The organism is Pseudomonas sp. NFR16 (assembly GCF_900108875.1).
Lineage (GTDB): Bacteria > Pseudomonadota > Gammaproteobacteria > Pseudomonadales > Pseudomonadaceae > Aquipseudomonas.
Window position 1 is genome coordinate 137,349 of sequence record NZ_FNYJ01000007.1, and the last position, 24,837, is coordinate 162,185.

Consider the following 24,837-nt stretch of genomic DNA (forward strand, 5'->3'; position numbering starts at 1 on the left):
AAAGGACTCTTAGAGGGCGGCGGAATCGGTGGAAAGGTCTTGCAGTTCGAGGGTCAGCGGCGTCGGGCCGGAGAGCTTGACTCGCTCGTTCGGAGACAGGTCCAGCGTCGCGCCGGTCACATTCGGGCGGATCGGCAACTCGGCGGCGTCCAGATCGAGCAGAGAAACCAGCGTCACACTCGCAGGGCGGCCGTAGTCGAACAGTTCATTGAGCGCCGCGCGTATCGTGCGGCCGCTCATCAGCACATCATCGATCAGCACCAGATGCTGGCCTTCGATCTCGAACGGCAACTCCGAAGGGCGCACCTGCGGGTGCAGACCGTTCTGGCTGAAGTCATCGCGATAAAAAGAGACATCCAGCGTGCCGAGAGGCGACTGGCTGCCCATCGCTTCGAGCAGGGCCTGCGCGACCCAGACTCCGCCGGTCCGGATGCCAATGAAGCGAGGCTCGCTGATGCCGCGTTTATTCAAGTGCGCGTTCAGATCGTTCGCCATCTGGCGGATCAGTTCGGCGGGATTGGGCAGGGTCATGGTCGCTCCTTCAGAGGCCCGGCCGGACTGCTCGTCGGCGCGGGCTGAAACTCGAATTCGGTGCTTTCAACTCGATGCAGTGTAAATCGATCAGGTTTCGAACAGTGCGCTATTGGCTTCCAGCCAGCCCTGCAGCAAGAGCGCTGCGGCAATGGCGTCCACCGGGTTGTCGCGATAACTGCCACTCTGACCGCCACGGGACATGCGCTCGCCTTTGGCTTCAAAGGTCGTCAGGCGCTCGTCGTGGGTGTAAACCGGAAGGTTGAAGCGGCCGTTGATCTGGCGCGAGAACTTCTCGGCGCGGGCGCTCATTTCGCTGGGCGTGCCGTCCATGTTCAGCGGCAGTCCGACAACGATCGCGTCCGGCTTCCATTCGGCGATCAGGGCCTGAACCTTGGTCCAGTCGGGAACGCCATTCTGGGCCTTCAATGTGCACAACTCTCGCGCCTGGCCGGTAATCACTTGGCCGACGGCCACGCCAATCTGCTTGCTGCCGTAGTCGAACCCCAATAACAGGCGCAGTGCGGCCATCAGGCGTGTCCCGCCTGGCTGGTCAGCAGATTGAGGTTGATGCCCAGTTTTGCGGCGGCGGCATCGAGGCGCTCGTGACTGTCGAGCTCGAAAAGAATTCTGGGATCGAACGCGCAGTTGAGCCAGGCGTTGGCGGCGAATTCGGCTTCCAGTTGCCCGGCGTCCCAGCCTGCATAACCCAGCGTGATCAGATTTTGATCAGGTCCGTAGCCGTCAGCGATGGAAAACAAGACATCTTGCGAGGTGGAAAGCGAGATGCCGCCCAAGTCTACGGTGGCCTGAAATATCTGACCGGTGGGATGCAACACGAAGCCGCGATCCGTCTGAACGGGCCCGCCGACATGAATGGGGATCTGCTGGCAGCGGGCAGGTGGCGTCATTTCGGGACGCAGCTGCTCGAGGATATCGGCCAGCGACAGGCTCTGCGGTCGATTGATGACCAGGCCCATGGCGCCATTGGCGTTGTGCTCGACGATGTAGGTCAAGGTCTGAGCGAAGTTCTCATCGTGCATGTGGGGCATGGCGATCAGAAATTGATGCTTGAGGTACGACGGAGTGACGTTTTTCATGAGCCCTAGTGTGGCGCCGTGGGGCTGCTGTGACAACTGGCAGAACCGACTCGAGGGTGGATAAATCGCGACAGGTTTCAGGTTTCATGTTCGACAGGCCTGCACTGCGCGATGTATTGGCAAACGTTGTAGGAGCGCGCTTGCCCGCGAAGAATGATTTCCAACCAATGCATCTGCACCGCATCACCGGCCTTTTCCCGGCTGAAGCCGGTCCTACAGGCGCCGCATGTTTGTCGTAGGACCGGCTTCAGCCGGGAAGGCGTCGGGTGTTGCGCCATTGATCGATGGGGCGTTGAAGGCAGTTGGCTCACTTCGCCTGGGAAATGCGGCGTCCGTATATCGCGATCAATTACTGGAAAGCTTGTCGCCCTTGGCGAATTTCCAGGTTCGGATGATTTCCAGACGGTCGATGTCGGCCAGATCACCGCTGAATGGCGCAAACGGCGCCGCCAGCCGCACGATCTTCTGTGCTGCCTGATCCAGTAACGGCTGGCCTGATGACTCCAGGATCAACACCTCATACAAAGAGCCGTCCCGGTTGATCGATACCATCATCCGCAGGCTGCCGTAGATCTGCTTGCGCCGTGCCTCGTCGGGGTAATTGAGGTTGCCGATGCGCTCGATCTTCTTGCGCCAGTCTTCCTTGTACCAGGCGCCCTTGTCGCGCATGGTCGATGCGGCGCTCAGTCGATGAATCTTGGGGCGCTTGGCATAAGCCTGCTGCTCATCGGCCAGTTCGGCCTCAAGGCTGGCGATTTCGCTGTTCAGCTCCGTGCTGTCGAAGGTGGGTGCGGCTTTCTTCGGTTCTTCCGGTTTTACCTCATCACGCTTGGCGACAGTCTTTTGCGTTGCCTGGGCCTTGGTCGCCACAGCGGTCTTGGGCGCTTCCTGCTTCACCACCGGCTTGGCGGCAGGCGGGGGCGTGACCTTGTTGATCTGGGTATCCTGATACGGCGCGATTTCCGTGGTCTTGGGCACCGCTTTCTTGTCGAGGGTGCCGCTGCCCTGCTGGTTTTCCTGAGCGAGGAAGTCGGCGTCTTTGGGCTTAGTGTCGCTTTTGAAGGGTGCGAGGGTGATTTCCAGCGTCTGGCTGATCTTTTCCGGCTTGACGTAGGTGAAGCCGACGCCAAGGATCAGCGCCAGATGGATCAGCGCCGCGATCATCAGGGTAAAGCCAAGGCGATCAGCCGGGCGCACGCCGGTGCGGGTCAGAGCCATGGGAAGATCTTTGTCGACCGCAGCGTTCATCGACGCCCCGGAAGCACGAATGCCAGCATTACAGAACCCACCTAACGCGAAATTCAGGCCGCGCATGATACCGCAATGTCAGCCGGTGCTTGGGCTTTGATATCGGCGGGCCGATTAGTGGGCAGTACAGGCGATGCATCGTCACTGTAGGAACGCGCTTGCCCGCGATGACGTCGGAATATTCAACATTATTGTTACCGACGCACCTTAATCGCGGGCAAGCGCGCTCCTGCAGAAAGCTGCACTATCGGGCCTGCAGCTTTTTCTCGATCACATCCATCAACATTCCGCCAATGTCCGTACCGAACGCGTTGTCGATCTCACGAATGCAGGTCGGACTGGTGACGTTGATTTCGGTCAGGTGCTCGCCAATCACGTCCAGACCAACGAAAAGCAGGCCTTTTTCCCGCAGGCTCGGGCCGATTTCGGCGGCGATCCAGCGATCGCGTTCTGTCAGCGGGCGCGCCTCGCCACGGCCACCGGCGGCCAGGTTGCCACGGGTTTCCCCTGCGGCGGGAATGCGTGCCAGGCAATACGGCACCGGCTCGCCATCGACCATCAGGATGCGCTTGTCGCCGTCCTTGATTGCAGGCAGGTAGGCCTGAGCCATGATCTGGTTCTGGCCGTGGTTGGTCAGGGTTTCGAGAATGACTGACAGGTTCGGGTCTTCCGGACGATGACGGAAAATCGATGCGCCACCCATGCCATCCAGAGGCTTGTAGATCACATCGCCATGTTTGGCGGCGAACTCGCGCAGGATGTCCGAGCGGCGGCTCACCAGCGTTGGCGGCGTGCAGTGGGAGAACTGGGTCGCAAACAGCTTTTCGTTGCAGTCACGCAGACTCTGCGGTTTGTTGACCACCAGCACGCCCGCGCGCTCGGCCTGCTCCAGCAGGTAGGTGGAGTAGACGAACTCCATGTCGAAGGGCGGATCCTTGCGCATCAGGATAACGTCCAGCTCATCCAGGCCACTGTCGACTTCGGCCTCCAGTTCGAACCAGTGCGCCGGATCGGCGAAGACCTTGAGCGGCTTCATGCGGGCACGGGCCTGTCCTGCATCCTGATAAAGATCGTGCTGTTCCATATAGAACAGCGACCAACCGCGCGCTTGCGCTGCCAGGAGCATGGCCAGCGAGCTGTCCTTTTTATAGGAAATGCGCTCGATGGGGTCCATGACAATTCCCAGGCGAATGCTCATGGGCAATATCCTCTGATCGGTAATGGCCGCGACCGGCCTGAAAACAGGCGTCAGGGTGGCGCTGCGCAGGCTTGGGGTCAAGGGGCAAGAGCGGCGCAGATGCTTTATGGATTGCGCCTTTAGAGTGTGCTAAAAAGGCTCGGCATCCGCCATCATGACGGTTGCCTTTGCACCCCTCTAGATGGGGGTTCAGCGATCCCGACTAGCACCATAGGCCCGGCCGAAGGCAGACCCATCTGAATCGCCGCGGCGATGGTAGAGCAGATATGGAACAGCATTCAGCCCCATTGAAAGTGATGGTCATCGACGACTCTCGAACGATTCGCCGCACCGCCGAGACCCTGTTGAAAAACGTCGGTTGTGAAGTGATCACTGCCATAGACGGTTTCGATGCGCTGGCCAAGATCGCCGATAATCATCCACGAATCATATTTGTCGACATCATGATGCCCAGGCTGGACGGGTATCAGACCTGTGCGTTGATCAAGAACAACCGGGCGTTCAAGTCCACGCCGGTGATCATGTTGTCCTCCAGGGACGGGCTGTTCGACAAAGCCAAGGGGCGAATCGTCGGGTCCGATCAGTTTTTGACCAAGCCGTTTAGCAAGGAAGAACTGCTCAGTGCAATCAAGGCCCACGTGCCGGGGTTCGTTGCAGTAGAACAACAACTATCTTGAAGTCGATCCCCTTGCCCGGGGACGGCTGTTTCTATGGGGAAGCACCATGGCTCGAATTCTGATCGTCGATGATTCGCCGACCGAAATGTACAAGCTGACCGGGATGCTGGAAAAGCACGGCCATCAGGTCCTCAAGGCCGAGAACGGTGCAGACGGTGTGGCGCTGGCGCGTCAGGAAAAGCCTGACGCAGTGCTGATGGACATCGTCATGCCCGGCCTGAACGGCTTTCAGGCGACCCGCCAGCTGACCAAGGATGCCGACACCAACATGATCCCGGTGATCATGATCACCACCAAGGACCAGGAAACCGACAAGGTCTGGGGCAAGCGCCAGGGTGCGCGGGACTACCTGACCAAGCCGGTGGATGAAGAAACCCTCATGAAAACCCTGAACGCGGTTCTGGCGGGCTGACGCCCGGCTGGCGTTCATGGCTCAGTCACAAACTGCTTTTCAGCTGCTGCTCGATATCGACCAGCGCTGCCGCTCGCTCGCCGCCGGATTGCCGCTGCAGGAAACCCGACAGCAGGGCTGGAGCGGCATCGGCTTTCGCATGGGCGAGCGTTTCTACGTGGCGCCCATGGGCGAGGTCGATGAGATTCTTCATGAACCCCGCTACGCCGCGCTGCCGGGTGTAAAGCCGTGGGTGCGCGGCATCGCGAATCTGCGGGGCAGGCTGTTGCCGATCATGGATCTGTGTGCATTTTTCGGCCATGAGCTGTCGCCCTTGCGCAAGCAGCGGCGTGTGCTGGTCATCGATGACCAGGACGTGTTTGCCGGGTTGCTGGTGGACGAAGTCCTCGGCATGCAGCATTTCAGCGAGCGCAGCCTGATGCCTGAGACCCTGGATGACAGCGACGCGCAAATCGCGCCGTACATTCAGGGCCGTTTCCTGCGTGAACAGGCCTGGCGGGTTTTCAGTCCCAGAACGCTGGTGCAGTCGCCGGGGTTCATGGATGTTGCACTTTAATACTGTCTTGCACAGCATCGAGGACGTTCGCCGTCTTCGCAGGCGGAGCCCTGAGCAATGAGTAATACCGGCAAGTCCCTGGAAGGCGCGCGCAGCCGATCGCAAATCATCGCGTTGTTTGTCGTCCTGATCATTTCGATCATGCTGCTCTTCGTCAATTTCGCGTACCTGAGCACCCAGTCCAACTACGACAAACAGTACATCGGCCATGCCGGCGAGCTGCGCGTGCTGTCGCAACGCATTGCCAAGAACGCCACCGAGGCAGCGGCGGGGAAATCCGCGGCGTTCAAGTTGCTGGCGGATGCGCGCAACGATTTCGACACGCGCTGGCAATATCTGAAGAAAGGCGACAAGAACACCGGTCTTCCCGCGGCTCCTGCCGAGGTGGGCGATGAATTGAAAGCGGTGCAGGACGACTGGGAAAATCTGCGAAAGAGCACCGATGTCATTCTTTCACGCGAGCAGACTGTGTTGTCGCTTCACCAAGTGGCAGCGACCCTGGCCGAAACCATCCCTCAATTGCAGATCGAGTCGGAAAAAGTCGTCGACATTCTTCTGCAGAACCGTGCACCTGCCAGCCAGGTCGCACTCGCTCAGCGCCAGTCGCTGCTGGCCGAGCGGATTCTTGGTGCGGTAAACACCGTGCTGTCGGGCGATGAGACGGCGGTTCAGGCCGCCGACGCTTTCGGACGTGATGCCAGCCAGTTCGGACGCGTGCTCAACGGCATGCTGGAGGGTAACGCGTCACTGAAGATCACTCAGGTCGAGGACCGCGACGCCCGCGCGCGGCTGGCCGAGATTGCCGAGCTGTTCCAGTTCGTGTCGGGCTCCGTGGACGAAATTCTGGAAACGTCGCCGGAACTGCTCGAAGTGCGGGAGGCGGCGGGGAATATCTTCAATCTTTCGCAAACGCTGCTCGACGAGGCATCGGTGCTGGCCAACAGCTTCGAGCACATGGCTGGCGGTCGGACCATCAACAGCTACGGCGGCTATATGCTGGGCTTGCTGGCGCTGGCGTCGATCATTCTCATCGGTCTTGTGATGGTGCGTGAAACCAACCGGCAACTGCGCGAAACCGCTGAGAAAAACGAGCGTAATCAGACCGCGATCATGCGCCTGCTCGACGAGATCGAAGATCTCGCGGACGGCGACCTGACGGTGGCGGCTTCGGTGACGGAAGACTTCACCGGCGCCATTGCAGACTCGATCAACTATTCCATCGATCAATTGCGTGAACTGGTGGCGACCATCAACCTGACGGCCGAACAGGTGTTCGGCGCGGTCAAGGACACCCAGACAACCGCGACCCAGCTGGCAGCAGCGTCCGAGCATCAGGCGCTGCAGATCGCCGCGGCGTCGAATGCGGTGAACGACATGTCGCGCTCCATTGCTCAAGTATCGGCCAACGCCTCCGAGTCGGTCGCCGTGGCCGAGCGTTCGGTCGCCATCGCCAACAAGGGCAACGAGGTGGTGCACAACACCATCAATGGAATGGACAACATTCGTGAGCAGATTCAGGACACGTCCAAACGGATCAAGCGCTTGGGCGAGTCGTCTCAGGAAATCGGCGACATTGTCAGCCTGATCGACGACATCGCTGACCAGACAAACATTCTGGCGCTGAACGCCGCCATTCAGGCGTCGATGGCGGGCGATGCCGGTCGCGGCTTCGCCATCGTTGCCGACGAGGTGCAACGTCTTGCCGAGCGCTCGTCTTCGGCCACCAAGCAGATCGAAACCCTGGTCCGCGCCATTCAGAACGACACCAATGAAGCCGTCATCTCTATGGAGCAGACGACATCCGAAGTGGTGCGCGGCGCGCGTTTGGCGCAGGATGCCGGTGTCGCGCTGGAAGAAATCGAAGGGGTTTCCAAGGTGCTGGCCGCGTTGATCGAAAGCATCACCAATGCCGCACAGCAGCAAGGCGCGCTGGGGCAGCAGATTTCCGCGACCATGACTGTGATCCAGCAAACCACCACGCAAACCACGTCCGGGACCGCTGCCACTGCGCAGAGCATGGGCAATCTGGCGAAAATGGCCAGCGAGATGCGCCGCTCGGTGTCCGGATTCACATTGCCGGCCTCGCGGCATTGATGTGCCCGTCGGTGCGAAACACGAAGCGTCAAGGCAAAGGCAACCGGAGTCATCATGGCTGACCGTCACGACTACGTGGCCCTGGAATGGGTCAAGGGCGAAATAGCCGAAACCCTCAGACACGCTCGACAGGCGCTGGATACGTTCGTCGCCCGGCCCCACGACCCGGCGGCGATGGAAGTGTGCCTGGATTTCATTCATCAGGTGCACGGCAGCCTGCAGATGATCGAATTCTACGGTGCCGCGCTGTTCGCCGAGGAAATCGAGCAATTGGCCCTGGCGTTCCAGCAAGGGCGCGTGCCTCAGGAAACCGAGGCCGTACACCTGCTGCATCAGGCGCTGAGCCAGTTGCCGGTGTACCTGGAGCGCATTCATTCTGCCCGGCGCGATCTGCCGCTGGTGGTACTGCCGTTGCTCAACGACCTGCGCAGTGCTCGGGGCGAAAGCCTGCTTTCGGAAACCAGTCTGTTTTCGCCCCAACTGCTCTCGCTCCCGGCGCTGGATGCGCAGACACTCACGCAACGTGACAGCCCGGAGCTCGGCGCCAGGCTGCGCAAGCTGCGTCAGACTTTGCAGACCGCGCTGGTAGGGCTGCTGCGTGAGCAGGATGTGCAGACGCAACTCGCGTACATGACCAAGGTCTTCGCCAAGCTTGAGGCCTTGTGCAAGGACGCGCCGCTCGAGCCCCTCTGGCGCATCGCCTCTGCGCTGGTCGAAACCATGGCCAGCGGCAATTTCACCAACAGCCCCGCGCTACGCAGCCTGTTCAAGGATGCCGACAAGGAACTCAAGCGCTTGCTGGAGCAAGGCATTGCCGGAATCAATCAACCGGCGCCAGATGAATTGCTCAAGAGCTTGCTGTTTTATATCGCCAAATCCGACAGCCAGGCGCAGAGGATGATCGAGTTGAAAGACCAGTACGGCCTGGCCGAAGCCTTGCCGGAGAGCGCGCTGGTCGATGAGGAGCGCGCACGGATGGCCGGTCCGGATCGCGATGCCATGCGCTCGGTGATCATCGCGCTGTGTGACGAACTGGTGCGCACCAAGGAGCGGCTGGACGTGTTCGTGCGGGGCGATCGCCAGCACGTCAGTGAACTCAACGCGCTGCTCCCGCCGCTGCGGCAGATTGCCGATACGCTCGCGGTGCTGGGGTTCGGTCAGCCGCGCAAAGTGATCATCGACCAGTTGGCGGTGGTGCAGGGCATGGCGCAAGGGCAGCGCGAGCCCGATGACGCCACGTTGATGGATGTTGCAGGCGCCCTGCTTTACGTGGAGGCGACACTGGCAGGCATAGCCGGGTCGGTCGACCAAAGCAGTCCGGAAGAAAGCCGTTTGCCGACCACCGACCTGAGTCAGATTCATCAACTGGTCATCAAGGAAGCGCGCGTCGTTCTGCAGCAGGCCAAGGACGTGATCGACGACTACGTTGACGGCGACCTCGCTCGCGATCGTCTGGAGCCGCTGAGTGCACAACTGGTTCAAGTGCGTGGCGCCCTGGCGATGATTCCGCTGGCTCGTGCGTCGGGCATGCTCGCAGCGTGTAACGAATACATCACCGAGCATCTGCTGGCCGGCGAGGAACCTCCCGCCTCCTCGCAGCTCGATCACTTGGCCGATGTGATCATCGGTGTCGAGTATTACCTGGAACGCATGGCCGAAGATCCCGAAGCGCCCGGCGAGCATGTGCTGGATATGGCGCAGGAAAGTCTGGCCCGTCTCGGTTATTCGCCTGTTCCCGACGCTGTCGAAGTGCCGGTGCTCGAAGAAGTCATTAGCCACGAGGAGCTGCATGAGCTGCGCGAGCGCCAGGTGTTGGTCAGTCCGAGCCCGAGCATCGCCGAGGTGCTGGCCAGTCCGGTCTCGGCGGTGAACCCGCCCGCGCGGCACGTTCCCGCCAGCCTGCTGCCGCCGCCCAAGGGCGAGCCGCCTGTGGATGACGAGCTGCGCGATGTGTTTCTCGAAGAAACCGATGAAATGCTCGATGCACTGCGCGAATACCTGCCGCGCTGGCTGGCCAGCGTGGACGATAGCGCTGCCCTGACTGAAATACGCCGCGCGTTTCATACGCTCAAAGGCAGCGGGCGAATGGTCCGCGCGCTGATTCTCGGCGAGCTGGCCTGGGCAGTGGAGAACCTGCTCAACCGCGTGCTCGAACGCAGCGTCGAGCCGGATGCGCATGTGCAGCAACTGCTCACCGATGTGCTTGTGCTGCTGCCGGATGTCATCCGGGATTTTGCCGAAGACGTTCAGCGCCAACGCGATGATGTCGATCAGCTCGCCGCCCGGGCTCATGCCCTGGCTCAGGGTGAAAACCCTGAACCGCAGGCCACGCCGGTGGCGCAGGACGCCCCGTCGGAAGCGTTCGATCCGCAATTGCTGGAGATTTTCCGCCAGGAAGCCCAGACCCACCTGGACACGCTCAATCGCTGCCTCGACACTGCCAGGGGCGAGGAGTCGCCCTCGTTCAGCGACGACTTGCTGCGCGCGTTGCACACGCTCAAGGGCAGCGCCTACATGGCCGGTGTGCTGCCGATGGCAGAACTCGCCGGTCCGCTCGATCAACTGGTGCGCGAGTTCAAGACCAACCAGATTGCCGTCGGCGAGTCTGAACTGGATTTGCTGTCAGCCGCCGAGCCGCTGTTTCATCAGGGGCTGGCGCAACTGACGGTCGATCCGCTGATGCCGATCTATGGCGCGGATGAGCTGATCCGATCGGCCAATCAGTTGCTTGAACAGCGCATGGCTGAGGCCTTGGCCGCCGATGACAACGGACTGCGCACGCGGCGCAATCCGCAGGTGCTCGCCAGTTTTCTGGCCGAAGGCATGGACATCCTGCTTGACGCCGAAAGTCTGCTCGAACGGTGGCGGCAGCATCCGGGTGAGCGTCAGGAACTCAATGCGCTGCTCGATGAGCTGACGATGCTCGGTCACGGCGCGCACATGGCCGATTTGCCGCAGGTCGATGAGCTGTGTGAAGCGCTGCTGGATCTGTATGGCGCGGTGGAAGAAAGCAGCTTGGCAGTCAGCGAGCGTTTCTTCGATGAGGCAGAAAACGCTCACGAGGCCCTGATCAACATGCTCGATGAGGTTGCCGCCGGCCAGCAGGTTCAGGCCTGCCCGGAGCGCGTCCAGGCATTGCGCGACCTGCTCGACGAGGCGCTGGACCCTGGCGCCACGGGCCTGATTCGCAGCGAAGGCGGGCAGCCGACTCGCGTCACTGATCTGCAGGAAGCCACCGCAAGCCTGAACGCAGAACCTGAGCAGCCGGTTCGCGATGAGCTGGATCAAGAGATCGTCGATATCTTTCTGGAAGAGGCGGCCGATATTCTCGAAAGCGCGGGCCAGGCGTTGCAGCGTTGGCTGGATGACCCGGAAAACCCGCTGCCGCTGTCGTCACTGCAACGTGATCTGCACACTCTCAAAGGTGGCGCACGGATGGCCGAGATCGGGCCGGTCGGTGATCTTGGGCATGAGCTGGAATCGCTTTACGAATGCCTTATCGACCGTCGCTGCAGCCACTCGCCGACGCTCGCGGATCTTCTGGTGCGCAGTCACGATCATCTGGCGCTGATGCTCGAGCAATTGCAGAACCGCGTTGCGTTGACCAGCCCGCAGTCCCTGATCGAGGCCATTCGCGAGTTCCGCCAGCAGAATTGTTATGTACAGCCCCAGGACATTGAGCCGCGCCATGTCGGTTCAATGATTCAAGCGCTGGACGAGCGCGACCCGGAGCTGCTGGAGATCTTTCTCGAAGAAGCCGATGACATTATCGAGAGCACCAGCGCATCCTTGGTGCGCTGGCAGGCCGATCCGCAGAACAGCCTTGAAGTGGAAAACCTGTTGCGCGATCTGCATACCCTCAAGGGCGGCGCGCGCATGGTTGAGATTGCCCCGATCGGTGATCTGGCCCATGAGATGGAATCACTTTATGAAGGGTTGTCGTCGGGCACCCTGAAAAACAGCGCGCTGCTCAACGGCCTGCTGCAAAGCGGCCACGACATGCTCGCTGACATGGTCGATGCCGTTCGCGGTTATGAGCCGCTGCCCAATCCGGCGTTGCTGATTGAGAGCATCGCGCAGTACTCGTCCTCTGGCGCCGCTCAGGAATCTGTGAGCAAGCCTCTCGACGTGCCGCCGGTGGCGCCGCTGCCTGCGGCCGAGCCTGTGATGCCGCCTGCAGATGCAGAGGCTGAGCGAACGGGGCCAGAAATGGTCAAGGTGCCAGCCGAGCAACTGGAGGATCTGGTCAACCTGGCCGGCGAGACCTCGATTTTCCGCGGCCGCATCGAGCAGCAGGTCAGCGACGCTCAGGTAACGCTGGCCGAAATGGAAATCACCATCGAGCGGATGCGCGACCAGTTGCGACGCCTGGATATTGAAACCCAAGGGCGGATTCTCAGTCGTGATCATCAGGCCGAACGCCTGGGTTACGAAGATTTCGACCCGCTGGAAATGGACCGGCATTCTCAATTGCAGCAGCTGTCGCGGGCGCTGTTCGAGTCCGCGTCTGACTTGATGGAGCTCAAGGAAACCCTCGACACGCGTGCCCATGAAGCCGAAACGTTGCTGTTGCAACAGGCGCGTGTGAACACCGAGCTGCAGGAAAACCTGATGCGCACGCGCATGGTCCCGTTCGAGCGAATGGTCCCGCGTCTGCGCCGGATCGTCCGTCAGGTGTCCGGCGAGCTGAACAAGAAGGTCAAGTTCGACGTGGTCAACGCTGAGGGCGAGATGGACCGCAACGTCCTCGAACGCATGGTGGCGCCGCTGGAGCACATGCTGCGCAACGCCATTGATCATGGCCTGGAAAGCACGGAGAAGCGTCTGGCAGCGGGCAAGTCCGACGTAGGGCACATCGTGCTGAGCCTTGCGCACGAGGGCGGCGATATCGTGATCGAGATGAGCGACGACGGCGCAGGCGTCGATTTCGAGGCCGTGCGCCGCAAAGCCGTCAAGCGCGGGCTGATCGGGCCGGACGCCGAGCTCAGTGAGCACGATACGTTGCAGTTCATCCTGCAGGCCGGTTTTTCCACCGCCGAGACGATCACGCAGATTTCCGGGCGTGGCGTGGGCATGGATGTGGTGCACGCCGAGGTGAAAGAGTTGGGCGGTTCGATGGTCATCGATTCGAAGTCCGGCGAGGGTGCGCGCTTTCGTATCCGCCTGCCGTTCTCGGTCTCGGTCAATCGGGCGCTGATGGTGCAGTGCGGCGAAGAGCAGTACGCCGTGCCCCTGAACAGTATCGAAGGCATCGTGCGCGTGATGCCCAATGAGCTGGAGACCTGTTACCAGTCCACGCCGCCGCGTTATCAGTACGGCGAGCGGACTTACGAGCTGCGCTATCTGGGCGAACTGCTCAACAATGGTCAACCGCCCCGACTGATCGGCCAGACCCAGCCGCTGCCGGTATTGTTGGTGCACGTGCATGATCAGTGGGTGGCTGTGCAGGTCGATGCGCTTGCGGGCTCGCGGGAGATCGTGGTGAAGAACCTGGGGCCGCAGTTTTCCAGTGTGCAAGGCATTGCCGGTGCGACGATCCTGGGTGATGGCCGCGTTGTGCTGATCCTGGATCTGTTCGCGCACATTCGTCGCTTGCATGCCCGGATGCTTGCGCTGCAGGTGTCGGGGCAGGCCCCGGCGCAGTATGTGGAAGCCGAGCAGACCAAGCCGTTGCTGGTGATGGTGGTGGATGATTCGGTAACGGTGCGCAAAGTGACCGGGCGATTGCTGGAGCGCAACGGCATGAATGTGCTCACCGCCAAGGATGGAGTCGATGCCATGGCGCTGCTGCAGGAGCACACGCCGGATGTCATGCTGCTGGACATCGAAATGCCGCGCATGGACGGCTTCGAAGTCGTGAGCAAGGTTCGCGAAGACGAGGCGCTCAGACATCTGCCCATTATTATGATCACCTCCCGCTCCGGCCAGAAACACCGCGATCGCGCCATGGCGCTGGGGGTAAACGAGTACATGAGCAAGCCGTATCAGGAAGCGGCGCTGCTGGAGAGCATCGCCCACTGGAGTCACGTGCATGTCTGACACAACCACGCAAACGGCGCGTCTGACCAGCCTCACCGGTCTGCTCATTCCGCTCAGCGACCGCCACTTGCTGTTGCCGAACGTCGCGGTGGCCGAATTGATCGATTATCAGGACACCGTCGCCGACCCCGCCGCTCCTCAGTGGTATCTGGGCCCCATCAACTGGCGTCACCGCAGTCTGCCGTTGCTCAGCTTTGAGGCGGCTTGCGGAAGCCGCGCCCGCGTTGGCGGCCGTGCGCGCATCGTCGTGCTCAATGCGCTGGGCGCCCGTCCCGATCTGAAATTCATCGCGCTGCTGACCCAAGGCATTCCCCGATCCTGCAAGCTCGACAGCCAGCTGAGTTACGTCGACGTGCCGTTGTCCGAGCTGGAACGGGCGGCCGTGCAGGTCGGTGACACCGTCGCGAAAATACCGGACCTGATCGCGCTGGAGCAGTGGCTGGTGGACGCAAACCTGGTGCCAACCGGGCCTGCGATCTGAGCTGATTGCGCTGCTTGTTTGAATATCGGTGTCGGCAAGCCGATGACGCTCGCTCGCGATCGTTACTCCAGCCGTAACGATCGCCCACCGTGCTTGATTGATACCGCCACGCGATAGCTCCTAATGTTGCCCACGACAGCGAACTCGTGGAGTCAGCATGACTACAACAACGAAACTTGACCCGCGCTGGTCGCGTCGTCGCAGCGAAAAGCAGCGGCGGCTCGATCTGGTGCGTTCCTTCGCCGATGGCGTCGTTCTGCCCACCGACAAGATCGTCGCGGCGCTTGAGGCGTTGATCGCGCCGGGTGACCGTGTGGTACTTGAAGGCAACAACCAGAAACAGGCAGATTTTCTGTCCCGTTCGCTGGTCAAGGCTGATCCCGGCAAGCTTCATGATCTGCACATGATCATGCCCAGCGTCGGTCGTGCTGAACACCTGGACCTTTTCGAGCGTGGCATCGCGCGCAAGCTGGACTTCTCGTTTGCCGGCACGCAGAGCCTGCGGATCAGTCAGTTGCTGGAGGACGGGCTGCTGGAGATCGGCGCGATTCACACCTACATCGAGCTGTACTCCCGCCTGCTGGTCGATCTGATACCCAACGTCGTGTTGTCTGCCGGTTTCATGGCTGACCGCGCGGGCAACATCTACACCGGCGCCAGTACCGAAGACACGCCCGCCCTGATCGAACCCGCAGCGTTCAGCGACGGCATCGTCATCGTGCAAGTCAATCAATTGGTCGAGGACGTGAGCGACCTGCCGCGCGTCGACATCCCGGCCTCGTGGGTCGATTTCGTGGTGGTGGCCGATAAACCGTTCTATATCGAGCCGTTGTTCACCCGAGACCCTCGTCATATCAAGCCCGTTCACGTGCTGATGGCGATGATGGCCATTCGCGGCATCTACGAAAAACACAACGTCCAGTCGCTCAACCACGGCATCGGTTTTAACACTGCCGCGATTGAGCTGATTCTGCCGACCTACGGCGAATCGCTGGGGTTGAAAGGCAAGATCTGCCGTAACTGGACGCTGAACCCTCATCCGACGCTGATTCCGGCCATCGAAAGCGGCTGGGTCGAAAGTGTGCATTGCTTTGGTACCGAACTGGGCATGGAAAACTACATCGCCGCCCGACCTGACGTGTTCTTCACCGGCCACGACGGCTCCATGCGCTCGAACCGCATGATGTGTCAGCTCGCCGGTCAGTACGCGGTGGACCTGTTCATCGGCGCGACACTGCAAGTCGACGGCGACGGGCATTCCTCGACGGTCACGCGCGGTCGTCTTGCCGGCTTTGGCGGCGCGCCGAACATGGGGCATGACCCTCGCGGTCGACGTCACGGCACCCCTGCCTGGCTGGACATGCGTCAGCTGAGCGGCGACGGGCCGGATGCCTACCTTGAGCGCGGCAAAAAGCTCGTTGTGCAAATGGTCGAAACCTTCCAGGAGGGTGGCAAACCGACCTTCGTCGAGACGCTGGATGCCGTTGAGGTCGCGAAGAAAAGCGGCATGCCGCTGGCGCCCATCATGATCTACGGCGACGACGTCACCCATTTGCTCACCGAGGAAGGCATCGCTTACCTGTACAAGGCGCGCAGTCTGCAGGACCGTCAGGCGATGATCGCCGCCGTGGCGGGCGTGACGTCGATCGGGCTCAGACATGATCCGAAAGACACTGCCCGCATGCGTCGTGAAGGCCTGATCGCGCTGCCGGAAGACTTGGGTATTCGTCGCACTGACGCCAGCCGCGAGCTGTTAGCCGCCAAGAGCATTGCCGAGTTGGTGGAATGGTCCGGCGGTTTGTACAACCCGCCCGCGAAATTCAGGAGTTGGTGATGCACGCATTCAACGTATCTTTCGATGCAGCACCGCGTAGCGTTTCTTTGGCTGAAAGCCTGGCGGATCTGGCCGTCGAAGCCCTCATCGATGAGGCCGACCTGTCGCCCAAACCCGCCCTGGTGGACAGGCGCAGCAGCGGCGCGCATGACGATCTGCACCTCGGTCTGATGCACGCCTCAGCGCTGGCGCTCTGGCCGGCATTCAAGGAAATGGCCGAGGCCGCCCTCACGATCGGCGAGATCGGCCAGCCGCTGCGTGAAGCCATCGGTCGTATCGGTCGCGACGGCGAGGCAGCGATGATGCGTACCACCAATGGCGTGAACACCCATCGCGGTGCGATCTGGGCGCTGGGCCTGTTGGTGACTGCGGCGGCGCTGGATCCTGACGATCTTTCGCCTGCCGGACTTGGCCTGCGAGCCGGATGTCTGGCGTTGATCGAAGACCGCCACGCGTCTTCGCAGACGCAAAGCCATGGTGCGCAAGTAGCGCGCAAATACGGCGCAATGGGCGCGCGCGAACAGGCGCAAATGGGGTTCCCCGCTGTCACCCAGTCGGGACTTGTGCAGCTCAAGCGCAGCCGCGCCACACAGTCTGGCGAGCAGAATGCGAGGCTCGATGCGCTGCTCGCGATCATGACCGAACTGTCCGACACCTGCGTGCTGTATCGCGCCGGCGAGCAAGGGCTGCAGACCATGCAGCAAGGCGCTCAGCGCGTTCTGGACGCCGGTGGCAGCGCCACCCTCAGCGGGCGTCGGGCGCTGCATGAGCTGGATCAGCAACTGCTGCGTCTGAATGCGTCACCGGGTGGCGCGGCGGATCTGCTCGCTGCCTGTCTGTTCATCGATTGCCTCGAGCCTGCGCTCGGCAATGAAAAGAGGAACGTCTGATCATGGAAACGCTGTCTTTTGAATTTCCCGCCGGTCAGCCGCCGCGCGGACGTGCGCTGGTGGGCTGTGTGGGGTCGGGCGACCTGGAAGTGCTGCTGGAACCCGGCGTGCCCGGCAAGCTGAGCATTCAGGTCATGACCTCGGTGAACGGCAGTTCTGCACGCTGGGAGCATCTGTTCCAGCGCATGTTCGACGGCCAGACACCGCCGGCCCTGAGCATCGATATTCACGATTTCGGCGCAACGCCCGGCGTAGTCCGGCTGCGGCTGGAGCAAGGTTTTGAGGAGGTGGGTCATGACTGACAGCGCTCGCCTGTTGAAGCAGCACAGCTTCATCGAACTGGGCGCACGTCAGCGTGCCCGCGCGTTGCTGGACGAGGGCAGCTTTCGTGAACTGATCGATCCGTTCGAGCGGCTGGTTTCGCCTTGGCTCGCGAAACAGGGCGTCGTGCCGCAAGCCGATGACGGCGTGGTCATTGCCAAAGGATCGATTGCCGGCAAGCCCGTAGTTGTCTGCGCGATCGAAGGAGGTTTCCAGGGCGGCAGCATGGGTGAAGTCGGCGGCGCCAAAATGGCGGGCGCGCTGGAGCTGGCAGCCGAAGACAATCGCAAGGGCATTCCAACGGCAGCGATCCTTTTGCTGGAAACCGGCGGTGTACGCTTGCAGGAAGCCAACCTCGGACTGGCGGCCATTGCTGAAATTCATGCCGCCATCATCGATCTGCGGCGTTGTCAACCGGTCATCGGCGTCGTCGCAGGCAGTGTCGGTTGCTTCGGCGGAATGTCGATCGCAGCAGGCTTGTGCAGTTATCTGGTTGTGACCCAGGAAGCGCGGCTGGGGTTGAACGGCCCGCAAGTGATCGAGCAGGAGGCGGGCATCGAAGAGTACGACTCTCGTGACCGGCCATTCATCTGGAGCCTGACGGGCGGAGAACAACGTTTCGCCAGCGGCCTGGTGGACGCCTATGTCGCCGACGACACCGCTGCGATTTCGCAGCAGATCAAGGACCTGTTGCGCCAAGGCAGGCCCGAGCACGAGCGCAGCAGCCGGTACGCGCTGTTTCTGGAGCGTCTTGGCGGGGTGGACACCACGGCGCAAATCGAACCCGCTGCCGTTCGCAGTCTCTATCAAGGAGAGCAACCATGAGCGTATCCACCCGCGGATTGAACTGGTTCAATGCCTTGAGCGCAGGCTCCGCACAGGTCTCGGGCCTCCCGGCATCCGTGAAGGCCGCCGACGGGATGCTTGGCGGTCAGCCGGCGCGCTTTCTGTCGGTGGTCGCTGATCCTGACAACCCGTTTCCAAGGGCGCGCAACGGCGAGGTGGGGCTGCTTGAAGGCTGGGGTCTGGCGCAGGCGGTAGACAGCGCGATCGAGCTTGACCGCGATCGCGATGACAAGCGGGCGCTGGTCGCAATCATCGATGTCCCGAGTCAGGCTTACGGTCGTCGCGAGGAGGCGCTGGGCATCCATCAAGCCCTGGCCGGCGCAGTGGACGCTTACGCTCGGGCGCGGTTGGCGGGGCATCCGGTGATCGGGTTGCTGGTCGGCAAGGCAATGTCCGGTGCCTTTCTTGCGCACGGGTATCAGGCTAATCGTCTGATCGCGCTTCGGGATCCGGGCGTGATGGTGCATGCCATGGGCAAGGCTTCGGCGGCGCGGGTGACGCTGCGCAGCGTCGAGGAGCTGGAAAAGCTGGCCGCCAGTGTGCCCCCGATGGCCTACGACATCGACAGCTATGCCAGCCTCGGGCTGCTCTGGGAAACGCTTTCGGTCGAGCACATCGAACAGCCATCGGCGGCGGATCTGTCGGCGGTTCAGGACTGCCTGATTGCTGCGATCAAGGATGCTCAGAATGGCAGCAATGATCTGAGCGGGCGTCTGGGCGCGCCAAATCGCGCGGCCTCGCAAAAGGTTCGCCAACTGCTTCGGGCCCAGTGGTAATGAATGCCCAGGCGCCCGTTCGACCTCACGATCTGTTGTGGGGCTTGTCGGTGGCCGCGTTGCCAGCCGATGCGCCTGCCTGGGTGTTCGACGTCATCCGTCAGGGACATCCGGTGGTGGTCAGGCGGGCGCAAGTGGCGGCGGGGCGGATTGCGGTCGGTGTGCGCGGTCGTGTTCGCGAGCAGCGTTTCGCCACTCAGATGCTCATCGCTGACATCACCCGTCGCGTCATCCCGGAGCAGCTCGCAGACGTCTCCGCCGGGCCCGGCGACGGGCCTGCGCTGAGCGCATTGCGGCAGATTTACGGCCTGATGAATGCGCTGCAGCTCCCGTGGGGCGTGACCGGCGGTGCCGGTTTTCAACTGGCGACGGGCGTGCCGGTGCTACATCAGGACAGCGATCTGGACCTGATTCTGCGAGCGCCGGAGTTTTTCACGCGTGAGCGTGCCGCCCGGCTCAGCGATGCGCTGGTGGCTGCTGCCTGCCGGATCGACCTGCAGTTGCAAACGCCTTTTGGCGCCGTGGCCTTACGTGAGTGGGCCGGCTCGTCGCGGCAGGTCCTGCTCAAGGCTGACGATGGTGCACGGCTGGTCAGCAACCCTTGGTTGCCTGAGGAGCGAGCAGCATGAGCACCTTTTGGGCGTTTCCCGGCCAAGGCGCGCAGCAGGCGGGCATGCTGCATGCGCTGCCGGACGACGCGCTGGTCGGCGAATGCCTGCGTGAGGCCAGCGATGCGCTGAACGAAGACGTCCTTGCGCTCGATACCGCCGACGCGTTGCGCTCGACCCGTTCCGTTCAGCTGTGCCTGTTGATTGCTGGCGTCGCCTGCGCGCGGCTGCTGATGACACGAGGCCATACGCCCGATTTTGTGGCTGGATTGTCCATCGGAGCCTATCCAGCCGCCGTAGTGGCGGGCGCGCTGACGTTTTCCGACGCTGTGCGATTGGTCGCTCTGCGCGGCGAACTCATGCAAAACGCTTATCCACAGGGCTACGGCATGACTGCATTGATCGGGCTCGAGCAGGGCGTGGTCGAGGGGTTGATTCAGCAGGTTCATGGCGCACGTTCGCCGGTGTTTCTGGCCAACATCAATGCCGATAACCAGTTCGTCATCGCGGGCAGCGATGAGGCGATGGCGCATGTCGCGGCACTGGCGAAGGCGCAAGGCGCTGCGGCGGCGAAACGGCTGGCGGTCAGCGTGCCTTCCCATTGCGAGCTGTTGACGGCGTCGGCCCACACCCTGGCTGAGGCGTTCGCACAGGTGTGTGTCCAGACGCCGACGCTCAAATACCTCAGCGGCAGCACTGCACGCCCGGTTTATACGGCTGAAAAACTGCGTGGCGACCTGGCGTTCAACATGTGCCGGGTCATCGACTGGCGCAGCACCGTGCAGACCGCCTACGAGCGCGGCGCGCGGCTGCACATCGAATTGCCGCCCGGCACCGTGCTCACGGGGCTGGCGCGCAAGGTTTTCGAACAAGGATCCGCAGTCGCCTTCCAGGGCGCCCGGCTGGATACGCTGAGCGCACTGTCGCGAGAGGAGGAAAGTCGCCACCCATAAACCGACTGCTGCTTTCGAAGGAACACAAAAACAACAACTTCGACGATGCAATTTGAGGATAACAACAATGATTATTTATGGTGTCGCGTTACTCGCTATCTGCACCCTTGCGGGGGTGATTCTCGGCGACCTGCTCGGTGTGCTGCTGGGCGTCAAATCCAACGTGGGCGGCGTCGGAATCGCGATGATCCTGCTGATCTGCGCCCGGTTGTACATGCAAAAACGTGGCGGCATGAGCGAAGGCTGCGAGATGGGCGTCGGCTTCTGGGGAGCGATGTACATCCCTGTCGTGGTCGCGATGGCCGCCCAGCAAAACGTCGTCACCGCGCTCAAGGGTGGCCCCATTGCCGTGATCGCTGCCATCGGGTCGGTGCTGGTCTGCGGTTGCACGATCGCCATCATCAGCCGGATCAACAAAGGCGAGCCGCTGCCCAAAGAAGCAGACGCGGACCATGACTCGGTGATCGCGCCGAATGCCGCTGCGACCGTTTCCCCTGCAGGAGGCCGCTGATATGTGGGAGCTCATCCAGAAAGACCTGATCAGCCAGGGCCTGGTGACTGCGTTTGCCGTGGTCGGCGTCGTGATGTGGATTTCCGTCGTGCTGTCCAGGCGTCTGACGTTCGGGCGCATCCACGGTTCGGCCATCGCCATCGTCATCGGACTGGTGCTGGCGTGGGTCGGTGGGGTGATGACCGGCGGCCAGAAAGGGCTGGCGGATCTGGCGTTGTTCTCGGGCATCGGTTTAATGGGCGGCGCCATGCTGCGTGACTTCGCCATCGTCGCCACCGCCTTCGAAGTGCAGGCGACCGAAGCGAAAAAGGCGGGTTTGATCGGCGCGTTCTCGCTGTTTCTCGGCACCGTGATGCCCTTCATCGTGGGGTCATGCGTGGCCTATGCCTTCGGTTATCGGGACGCGGTGAGCATCACCACCATCGGCGCGGGCGCCGTGACGTATATCGTCGGGCCGGTAACGGGGGCGGCGTTGGGCGCATCGTCCGATGTGATGGCGCTGTCGATTGCGACGGGCTTGATCAAAGCGATTCTGGTCATGGTCGGCACGCCGATGGCCGCTCGCTGGATGGGCCTGGACAACCCTCGCTCGGCGATGGTCTTCGGGGGGCTGGCCGGCACCGTCAGTGGCGTGACCGCAGGGCTGGCGGCAACGGATCGACGTCTGGTGCCGTACGGCGCGCTGACTGCAACGTTCCATACGGGCCTGGGTTGTCTGCTCGGGCCGTCGCTGCTGTATTTCATCGTGCGGGGAATACTTGGCTGAAGGCGGGGATGCTTTTTGCGGGACTGAGCTTGCCGGCGAAAAGGCCTGCGCATTCGCCAGCCGGCTCGTTTCCACAGATCGGAAGGTCGAGCAGTAGAGGGCTTACCCCTCGATCAACCGATTCGAATACATTCGGCATTCCGCCAGCAGGGCCAGCAAATTCGGATCGCGTTCGCGAGCCTTGAGAAACACCAGACCGATGTGCTGCTGCATACGGTAGCGCGATTGCAGCGGAATCAGCCGCACGCGGTTCTCATAAACCGCCGCGATCCTGCCGGGCAGCAGTGCATAACCCACCCCTGAACTGACCATGCTCAGCAGCGTGAAGATGTCATTGACCTGCATTGCCACTTTTGGCTCGAACCCGGCCTGCTGAAACACCATCGCCCCGTCGCGATGGGTTGCGAAGCCTTGCGTCAGCGTGATGAACGTCGCCTCGCGTAGATCGCTCAGATCGACTTCGCTCTGATGGGCAAACGGCGAGTCAGCGGGCGTGGCGAGGAAAATGTCATCGGAAAACAGCGGCAGCTGCTCGCAGTCCGGATCGTGCACGCTCTCGTTGAGCGACACCAGAATCGCGTCGACTTCCATGTTCTTGAGCTTGTAGAACAGGTCGATGTTGGAGCCCAGGATCAGGTCGATATTCAGCTCGCTGCGGCGGATCTTCAGCCCCATGATCAGTTGCGGAACGGTTTTGACGGTCAGCGAATACAGCGCCCCCAGCTTGAATCGCGCGGCTGAGAAACCTGCTGCCTCGCGGGTCTGCTCCACAGTGCTCAGCACATCCTGCACGAGTTTCTGCGCCCGCTCTTCGAGCACATACGCGCTCTCCATCGGCGTCAGGTTGCGTCCCTCATGTTTGAACAGCGGACAACGCAACGCACTTTCCAGCGAGTGAATCGCCCGGTGCACGCTGACCGTGCTGGTCTGCAGCTCGGCCGCAGCGCGAGCCAGGTTACCGGTGCGCATGAACGCCAGGAAGATTTCCAGCTTCTTGAGGGTCAGTTCTTCGTCGATCTGCATGCCGTTTTCCTGGGACTGATCTTGTTGTTCAGCGTCCGATTGTGCCGAAGTCGTGCGCCACTGGCTGCATGAAATTCTCATTCACACCGACACATGCATTGCGCTTTGGCGTCATAAGCTGGAGCCTTGTCGGGTGTTGTGCATTGAGAGAGGTGGTTTGCGGATGTACTACGGAGAAAAATTCAACGCCTGGACCCACCTGGTGGGTGCAGTCCTGGCGTCCATCGGCGCAGTGTGGTTGCTGGTGATCGCAAGCCTGGCCGGTGATGTGTGGAAGATCGTCAGCGTTGCGGTTTACGGCGTGGCGCTGGTGCTGTTGTACAGCGCTTCGACGGTTTATCACAGCGTCCGCGGGAGGGCGAAAGCGATTATGCAGAAGGTCGATCATTTTTCGATCTATCTACTGATTGCAGGCAGCTACACCCCGTTCTGTCTGGTCACCCTGCGCGGGCCGTGGGGATGGACACTGTTCGGCATCGTCTGGGGGCTGGCGGTGATCGGTGTGCTTCAGGAGATCAAGCCGCGATCTGAGGCGCGGGTGATGTCCATCGTCATTTACGCCGTGATGGGCTGGATCGTGCTTGTGGCGGTCAAGCCGTTGATGGCCGCGCTGGGAACGGCCGGTTTTACCTGGCTGGCGCTGGGCGGCGTGTTCTACACCGTCGGCATCATTTTCTTCGCACTGGATCATCGGCTGCGCCATGCCCACGGCATCTGGCACCTGTTCGTGATCGCCGGAAGCCTTCTGCATTTCGTGGCGATCACCGCGTATGTACTCTGACAAACGCTTGCCCGAACCGGCCATGCATATGTAGACCCGCGCTTGCCCGCGACTGCGGCAGGTCAGTTGACATCGAAGCCTCTGAACTGACCCCGTGGCGGGCAAACGCGCTCCTGTACCTCACTTGAACAGCTGTCAGGCGCAGTCAGAACCCGGTGAATGAATGCTCTGCTTCAGTGCACCTGACTTCGCCGTCCGCTGTTCATTTTCTGTCCAATCCCCGGCCCGCATGCGCTCCCGACCGCGCACCAAATCAGAAAGATTTCGCACCTGATTGAAGCATTTAATTCATTAATTTTATTTCTTGAATTATTTGATTCGTCATCCTAGTCTGATCCTCGAATCGCCCGCTCAGGTGGTATGGCGGCCTTCTTGGACTGACTGATTAATCGGGGAGCAAGACATGAATGTGAAAGTACTCTTGAGCATGGCCGTGGCAACCGCATTTTCTGCCTCCACGTGGGCGGCCGACTGGACCGTGGGCGCCAACGTCGGCAACGTGCCCTGGGAATTTCAGGACGGCAAAGGCGAGATCGTTGGCTTCGAAGTCGATGTCGTGAAGGAAGTCGCCAAGCGCGCTGGCAAGACCGTGGAATTCGTCAACATTCCATTCAACGGCCTGTTCAGTGCCGTTCAGTCCAAACGTGCAGACATCGCCATCTCCTCGATCACCATCACGCCTAAACGCCTCGAATCCGTCGGTTTCGCTCAGCCGTACTACGACAGTGACCAGTCCCTGTCCGTGCTGGCCAAGTCGGGCATCACCGGGCTCAAGGACATGGATGGCAAGGTGGTCGGCGTCGACACCGGTTCCACTGGCGACATGTGGGTGAACGCCCATCAGGCCGAGTACAAGTTCAAGGAAGTCTCACGCTACGAAGGGTTGTCTCCGGCGATGCTCGACCTCGCTTCGGGACGCATGGACGGCTACGTCAGCGACATCCCGGCGGTGCTGTACTACATCAAGGACAAGCCGCAGTACAAAGTGGTTGCGCGTATTCCTACCGGCGAAAAGTACTCGTTGATGCACGCCAAGGGCTGGGCATCCGCCACACAGGTCAACGACATCATTACTGCCATGAAGAAAGAGGGTGTGATCGCCGGCCTGCACAAGAAATGGTTCGGCGCTGACGCAGATCCCGAGTCGAGCACCGTCAAAGTGGTCGACGTCCTCAAGTAACGCTTGATCGAA

23 protein-coding genes are annotated in these 24,837 nt (G+C 61.4%); 17 read left to right on the forward strand and 6 right to left on the reverse strand.

The window, feature by feature from the left end; translation table 11 throughout:
• Positions 1-9: 9 nt before the first annotated feature.
• The 5 genes from pyrR to gshB all read right to left on the reverse strand — a co-directional run bounded on the left by pyrR (position 10) and on the right by gshB (position 4,077).
• Positions 10-531 (reverse strand): bifunctional pyr operon transcriptional regulator/uracil phosphoribosyltransferase PyrR, encoded by a 522-nt coding sequence (pyrR, locus tag BMZ10_RS23970; protein WP_093468260.1) that lies wholly within the window; start codon positions 529-531, stop codon positions 10-12.
• Between the two features lie 90 nt (positions 532-621).
• The gene (gene ruvX, locus BMZ10_RS23975; RefSeq protein ID WP_093468263.1) at positions 622-1,062 is read right to left on the reverse strand and encodes a Holliday junction resolvase RuvX; all 441 of its coding nucleotides are present in this window, start codon (positions 1,060-1,062) and stop codon (positions 622-624) included.
• Complete coding sequence (locus BMZ10_RS23980) at positions 1,062-1,631, reverse strand: YqgE/AlgH family protein (protein ID WP_093468266.1); 570 nt, start codon at positions 1,629-1,631, stop codon at positions 1,062-1,064. Before BMZ10_RS23980 ends, ruvX begins: the two co-directional genes overlap by 1 nt.
• 345 nt (positions 1,632-1,976) lie before the next feature.
• Positions 1,977-2,879, reverse strand: a complete 903-nt coding sequence (locus BMZ10_RS23985; protein ID WP_093468815.1) for an energy transducer TonB — start codon at positions 2,877-2,879, stop codon at positions 1,977-1,979.
• 244 nt (positions 2,880-3,123) lie between these two features.
• Positions 3,124-4,077, reverse strand: a complete 954-nt coding sequence (gene gshB, locus BMZ10_RS23990) for a glutathione synthase (protein ID WP_093468269.1) — start codon at positions 4,075-4,077, stop codon at positions 3,124-3,126.
• Between the two features lie 266 nt (positions 4,078-4,343).
• On the opposite strand from gshB, the gene pilG reads away from it, so the two are divergent.
• The 15 genes from pilG to madM all read left to right on the forward strand — a co-directional run bounded on the left by pilG (position 4,344) and on the right by madM (position 21,841).
• Positions 4,344-4,754: a twitching motility response regulator PilG gene (gene pilG, locus BMZ10_RS23995; protein ID WP_065991170.1), complete on the forward strand. Its 411-nt coding sequence runs from the start codon at positions 4,344-4,346 to the stop codon at positions 4,752-4,754.
• 46 nt (positions 4,755-4,800) lie between these two features.
• A complete protein-coding gene (gene pilH / locus BMZ10_RS24000) occupies positions 4,801-5,166 on the forward strand; it encodes a twitching motility response regulator PilH (RefSeq protein ID WP_093468272.1) in 366 nt (121 codons plus the stop codon).
• Between the two features lie 16 nt (positions 5,167-5,182).
• On the forward strand, positions 5,183-5,722 hold the full coding sequence (locus tag BMZ10_RS24005; RefSeq protein WP_093468275.1) for a chemotaxis protein CheW: 540 nt from the start codon (positions 5,183-5,185) through the stop codon (positions 5,720-5,722).
• A 57-nt stretch (positions 5,723-5,779) separates the two neighbouring features.
• Positions 5,780-7,816, forward strand: coding sequence for a methyl-accepting chemotaxis protein (locus BMZ10_RS24010; protein WP_093468278.1), 2,037 nt, complete (start codon positions 5,780-5,782; stop codon positions 7,814-7,816).
• A 54-nt stretch (positions 7,817-7,870) separates the two neighbouring features.
• Entirely contained in the window at positions 7,871-13,855 is a 5,985-nt protein-coding gene (locus tag BMZ10_RS24015) for an Hpt domain-containing protein (RefSeq protein WP_093468281.1), read from the forward strand.
• Positions 13,848-14,336: a chemotaxis protein CheW gene (locus BMZ10_RS24020; protein ID WP_093468284.1), complete on the forward strand. Its 489-nt coding sequence runs from the start codon at positions 13,848-13,850 to the stop codon at positions 14,334-14,336. The genes BMZ10_RS24015 and BMZ10_RS24020 overlap by 8 nt, the downstream gene beginning before the upstream one ends.
• A 157-nt stretch (positions 14,337-14,493) precedes the next feature.
• Positions 14,494-16,170: a malonate decarboxylase subunit alpha gene (mdcA, locus tag BMZ10_RS24025; RefSeq protein ID WP_093468287.1), complete on the forward strand. Its 1,677-nt coding sequence runs from the start codon at positions 14,494-14,496 to the stop codon at positions 16,168-16,170.
• On the forward strand, positions 16,170-17,060 hold the full coding sequence (locus BMZ10_RS24030) for a triphosphoribosyl-dephospho-CoA synthase (RefSeq protein ID WP_093468290.1): 891 nt from the start codon (positions 16,170-16,172) through the stop codon (positions 17,058-17,060). The genes mdcA and BMZ10_RS24030 overlap by 1 nt, the downstream gene beginning before the upstream one ends.
• Positions 17,061-17,062: 2 nt before the next feature.
• Positions 17,063-17,362, forward strand: a complete 300-nt coding sequence (locus tag BMZ10_RS24035; protein ID WP_093468293.1) for a malonate decarboxylase subunit delta — start codon at positions 17,063-17,065, stop codon at positions 17,360-17,362.
• Positions 17,355-18,206, forward strand: coding sequence for a biotin-independent malonate decarboxylase subunit beta (locus tag BMZ10_RS24040; protein WP_093468296.1), 852 nt, complete (start codon positions 17,355-17,357; stop codon positions 18,204-18,206). The genes BMZ10_RS24035 and BMZ10_RS24040 overlap by 8 nt, the downstream gene beginning before the upstream one ends.
• A complete protein-coding gene (mdcE, locus tag BMZ10_RS24045) occupies positions 18,203-19,003 on the forward strand; it encodes a biotin-independent malonate decarboxylase subunit gamma (protein ID WP_093468299.1) in 801 nt (266 codons plus the stop codon). Before BMZ10_RS24040 ends, mdcE begins: the two co-directional genes overlap by 4 nt.
• Positions 18,997-19,632 (forward strand): malonate decarboxylase holo-ACP synthase, encoded by a 636-nt coding sequence (locus BMZ10_RS24050; protein WP_177182210.1) that lies wholly within the window; start codon positions 18,997-18,999, stop codon positions 19,630-19,632. Before mdcE ends, BMZ10_RS24050 begins: the two co-directional genes overlap by 7 nt.
• On the forward strand, positions 19,629-20,564 hold the full coding sequence (gene mdcH, locus BMZ10_RS24055; protein ID WP_093468305.1) for a malonate decarboxylase subunit epsilon: 936 nt from the start codon (positions 19,629-19,631) through the stop codon (positions 20,562-20,564). The genes BMZ10_RS24050 and mdcH overlap by 4 nt, the downstream gene beginning before the upstream one ends.
• A gap of 67 nt (positions 20,565-20,631) precedes the next feature.
• Positions 20,632-21,075 (forward strand): malonate transporter subunit MadL, encoded by a 444-nt coding sequence (madL, locus tag BMZ10_RS24060; RefSeq protein ID WP_093468308.1) that lies wholly within the window; start codon positions 20,632-20,634, stop codon positions 21,073-21,075.
• 1 nt (position 21,076) lies between these two features.
• Positions 21,077-21,841: a malonate transporter subunit MadM gene (gene madM, locus BMZ10_RS24065; RefSeq protein WP_093468310.1), complete on the forward strand. Its 765-nt coding sequence runs from the start codon at positions 21,077-21,079 to the stop codon at positions 21,839-21,841.
• A 102-nt stretch (positions 21,842-21,943) separates the two neighbouring features.
• Here madM and BMZ10_RS24070 read toward each other — a convergent pair whose 3' ends face one another.
• Positions 21,944-22,864 carry a LysR family transcriptional regulator gene (locus BMZ10_RS24070; RefSeq protein WP_093468313.1) on the reverse strand — a complete coding sequence of 307 codons (921 nt, stop codon included), beginning with the start codon at positions 22,862-22,864 and terminating at the stop codon, positions 21,944-21,946.
• 163 nt (positions 22,865-23,027) lie between these two features.
• Between BMZ10_RS24070 and BMZ10_RS24075 the strand changes: the two genes are divergently transcribed.
• Both BMZ10_RS24075 and BMZ10_RS24080 read left to right on the forward strand, forming a co-directional pair.
• Positions 23,028-23,645, forward strand: coding sequence for a PAQR family membrane homeostasis protein TrhA (locus BMZ10_RS24075; protein ID WP_093468316.1), 618 nt, complete (start codon positions 23,028-23,030; stop codon positions 23,643-23,645).
• Between the two features lie 403 nt (positions 23,646-24,048).
• Complete coding sequence (locus BMZ10_RS24080; protein ID WP_093468319.1) at positions 24,049-24,825, forward strand: transporter substrate-binding domain-containing protein; 777 nt, start codon at positions 24,049-24,051, stop codon at positions 24,823-24,825.
• Positions 24,826-24,837: the final 12 nt, after the last annotated feature.

Coding starts and splice junctions, on each gene's coding strand:
- pyrR (WP_093468260.1), bottom strand. CDS start 531: ATGACCCTGCCCAATCCCGCCGAACTGATCCGCCAGATGGCGAACGAT.
- ruvX (WP_093468263.1), bottom strand. CDS start 1,062: ATGGCCGCACTGCGCCTGTTATTGGGGTTCGACTACGGCAGCAAGCAG.
- BMZ10_RS23980 (WP_093468266.1), bottom strand. CDS start 1,631: ATGAAAAACGTCACTCCGTCGTACCTCAAGCATCAATTTCTGATCGCC.
- BMZ10_RS23985 (WP_093468815.1), bottom strand. CDS start 2,879: ATGAACGCTGCGGTCGACAAAGATCTTCCCATGGCTCTGACCCGCACC.
- gshB (WP_093468269.1), bottom strand. CDS start 4,077: ATGAGCATTCGCCTGGGAATTGTCATGGACCCCATCGAGCGCATTTCC.
- pilG (WP_065991170.1), top strand. CDS start 4,344: ATGGAACAGCATTCAGCCCCATTGAAAGTGATGGTCATCGACGACTCT.
- pilH (WP_093468272.1), top strand. CDS start 4,801: ATGGCTCGAATTCTGATCGTCGATGATTCGCCGACCGAAATGTACAAG.
- BMZ10_RS24005 (WP_093468275.1), top strand. CDS start 5,183: ATGGCTCAGTCACAAACTGCTTTTCAGCTGCTGCTCGATATCGACCAG.
- BMZ10_RS24010 (WP_093468278.1), top strand. CDS start 5,780: ATGAGTAATACCGGCAAGTCCCTGGAAGGCGCGCGCAGCCGATCGCAA.
- BMZ10_RS24015 (WP_093468281.1), top strand. CDS start 7,871: ATGGCTGACCGTCACGACTACGTGGCCCTGGAATGGGTCAAGGGCGAA.
- BMZ10_RS24020 (WP_093468284.1), top strand. CDS start 13,848: ATGTCTGACACAACCACGCAAACGGCGCGTCTGACCAGCCTCACCGGT.
- mdcA (WP_093468287.1), top strand. CDS start 14,494: ATGACTACAACAACGAAACTTGACCCGCGCTGGTCGCGTCGTCGCAGC.
- BMZ10_RS24030 (WP_093468290.1), top strand. CDS start 16,170: ATGCACGCATTCAACGTATCTTTCGATGCAGCACCGCGTAGCGTTTCT.
- BMZ10_RS24035 (WP_093468293.1), top strand. CDS start 17,063: ATGGAAACGCTGTCTTTTGAATTTCCCGCCGGTCAGCCGCCGCGCGGA.
- BMZ10_RS24040 (WP_093468296.1), top strand. CDS start 17,355: ATGACTGACAGCGCTCGCCTGTTGAAGCAGCACAGCTTCATCGAACTG.
- mdcE (WP_093468299.1), top strand. CDS start 18,203: ATGAGCGTATCCACCCGCGGATTGAACTGGTTCAATGCCTTGAGCGCA.
- mdcH (WP_093468305.1), top strand. CDS start 19,629: ATGAGCACCTTTTGGGCGTTTCCCGGCCAAGGCGCGCAGCAGGCGGGC.
- madL (WP_093468308.1), top strand. CDS start 20,632: ATGATTATTTATGGTGTCGCGTTACTCGCTATCTGCACCCTTGCGGGG.
- madM (WP_093468310.1), top strand. CDS start 21,077: ATGTGGGAGCTCATCCAGAAAGACCTGATCAGCCAGGGCCTGGTGACT.
- BMZ10_RS24070 (WP_093468313.1), bottom strand. CDS start 22,864: ATGCAGATCGACGAAGAACTGACCCTCAAGAAGCTGGAAATCTTCCTG.
- BMZ10_RS24075 (WP_093468316.1), top strand. CDS start 23,028: ATGTACTACGGAGAAAAATTCAACGCCTGGACCCACCTGGTGGGTGCA.
- BMZ10_RS24080 (WP_093468319.1), top strand. CDS start 24,049: ATGAATGTGAAAGTACTCTTGAGCATGGCCGTGGCAACCGCATTTTCT.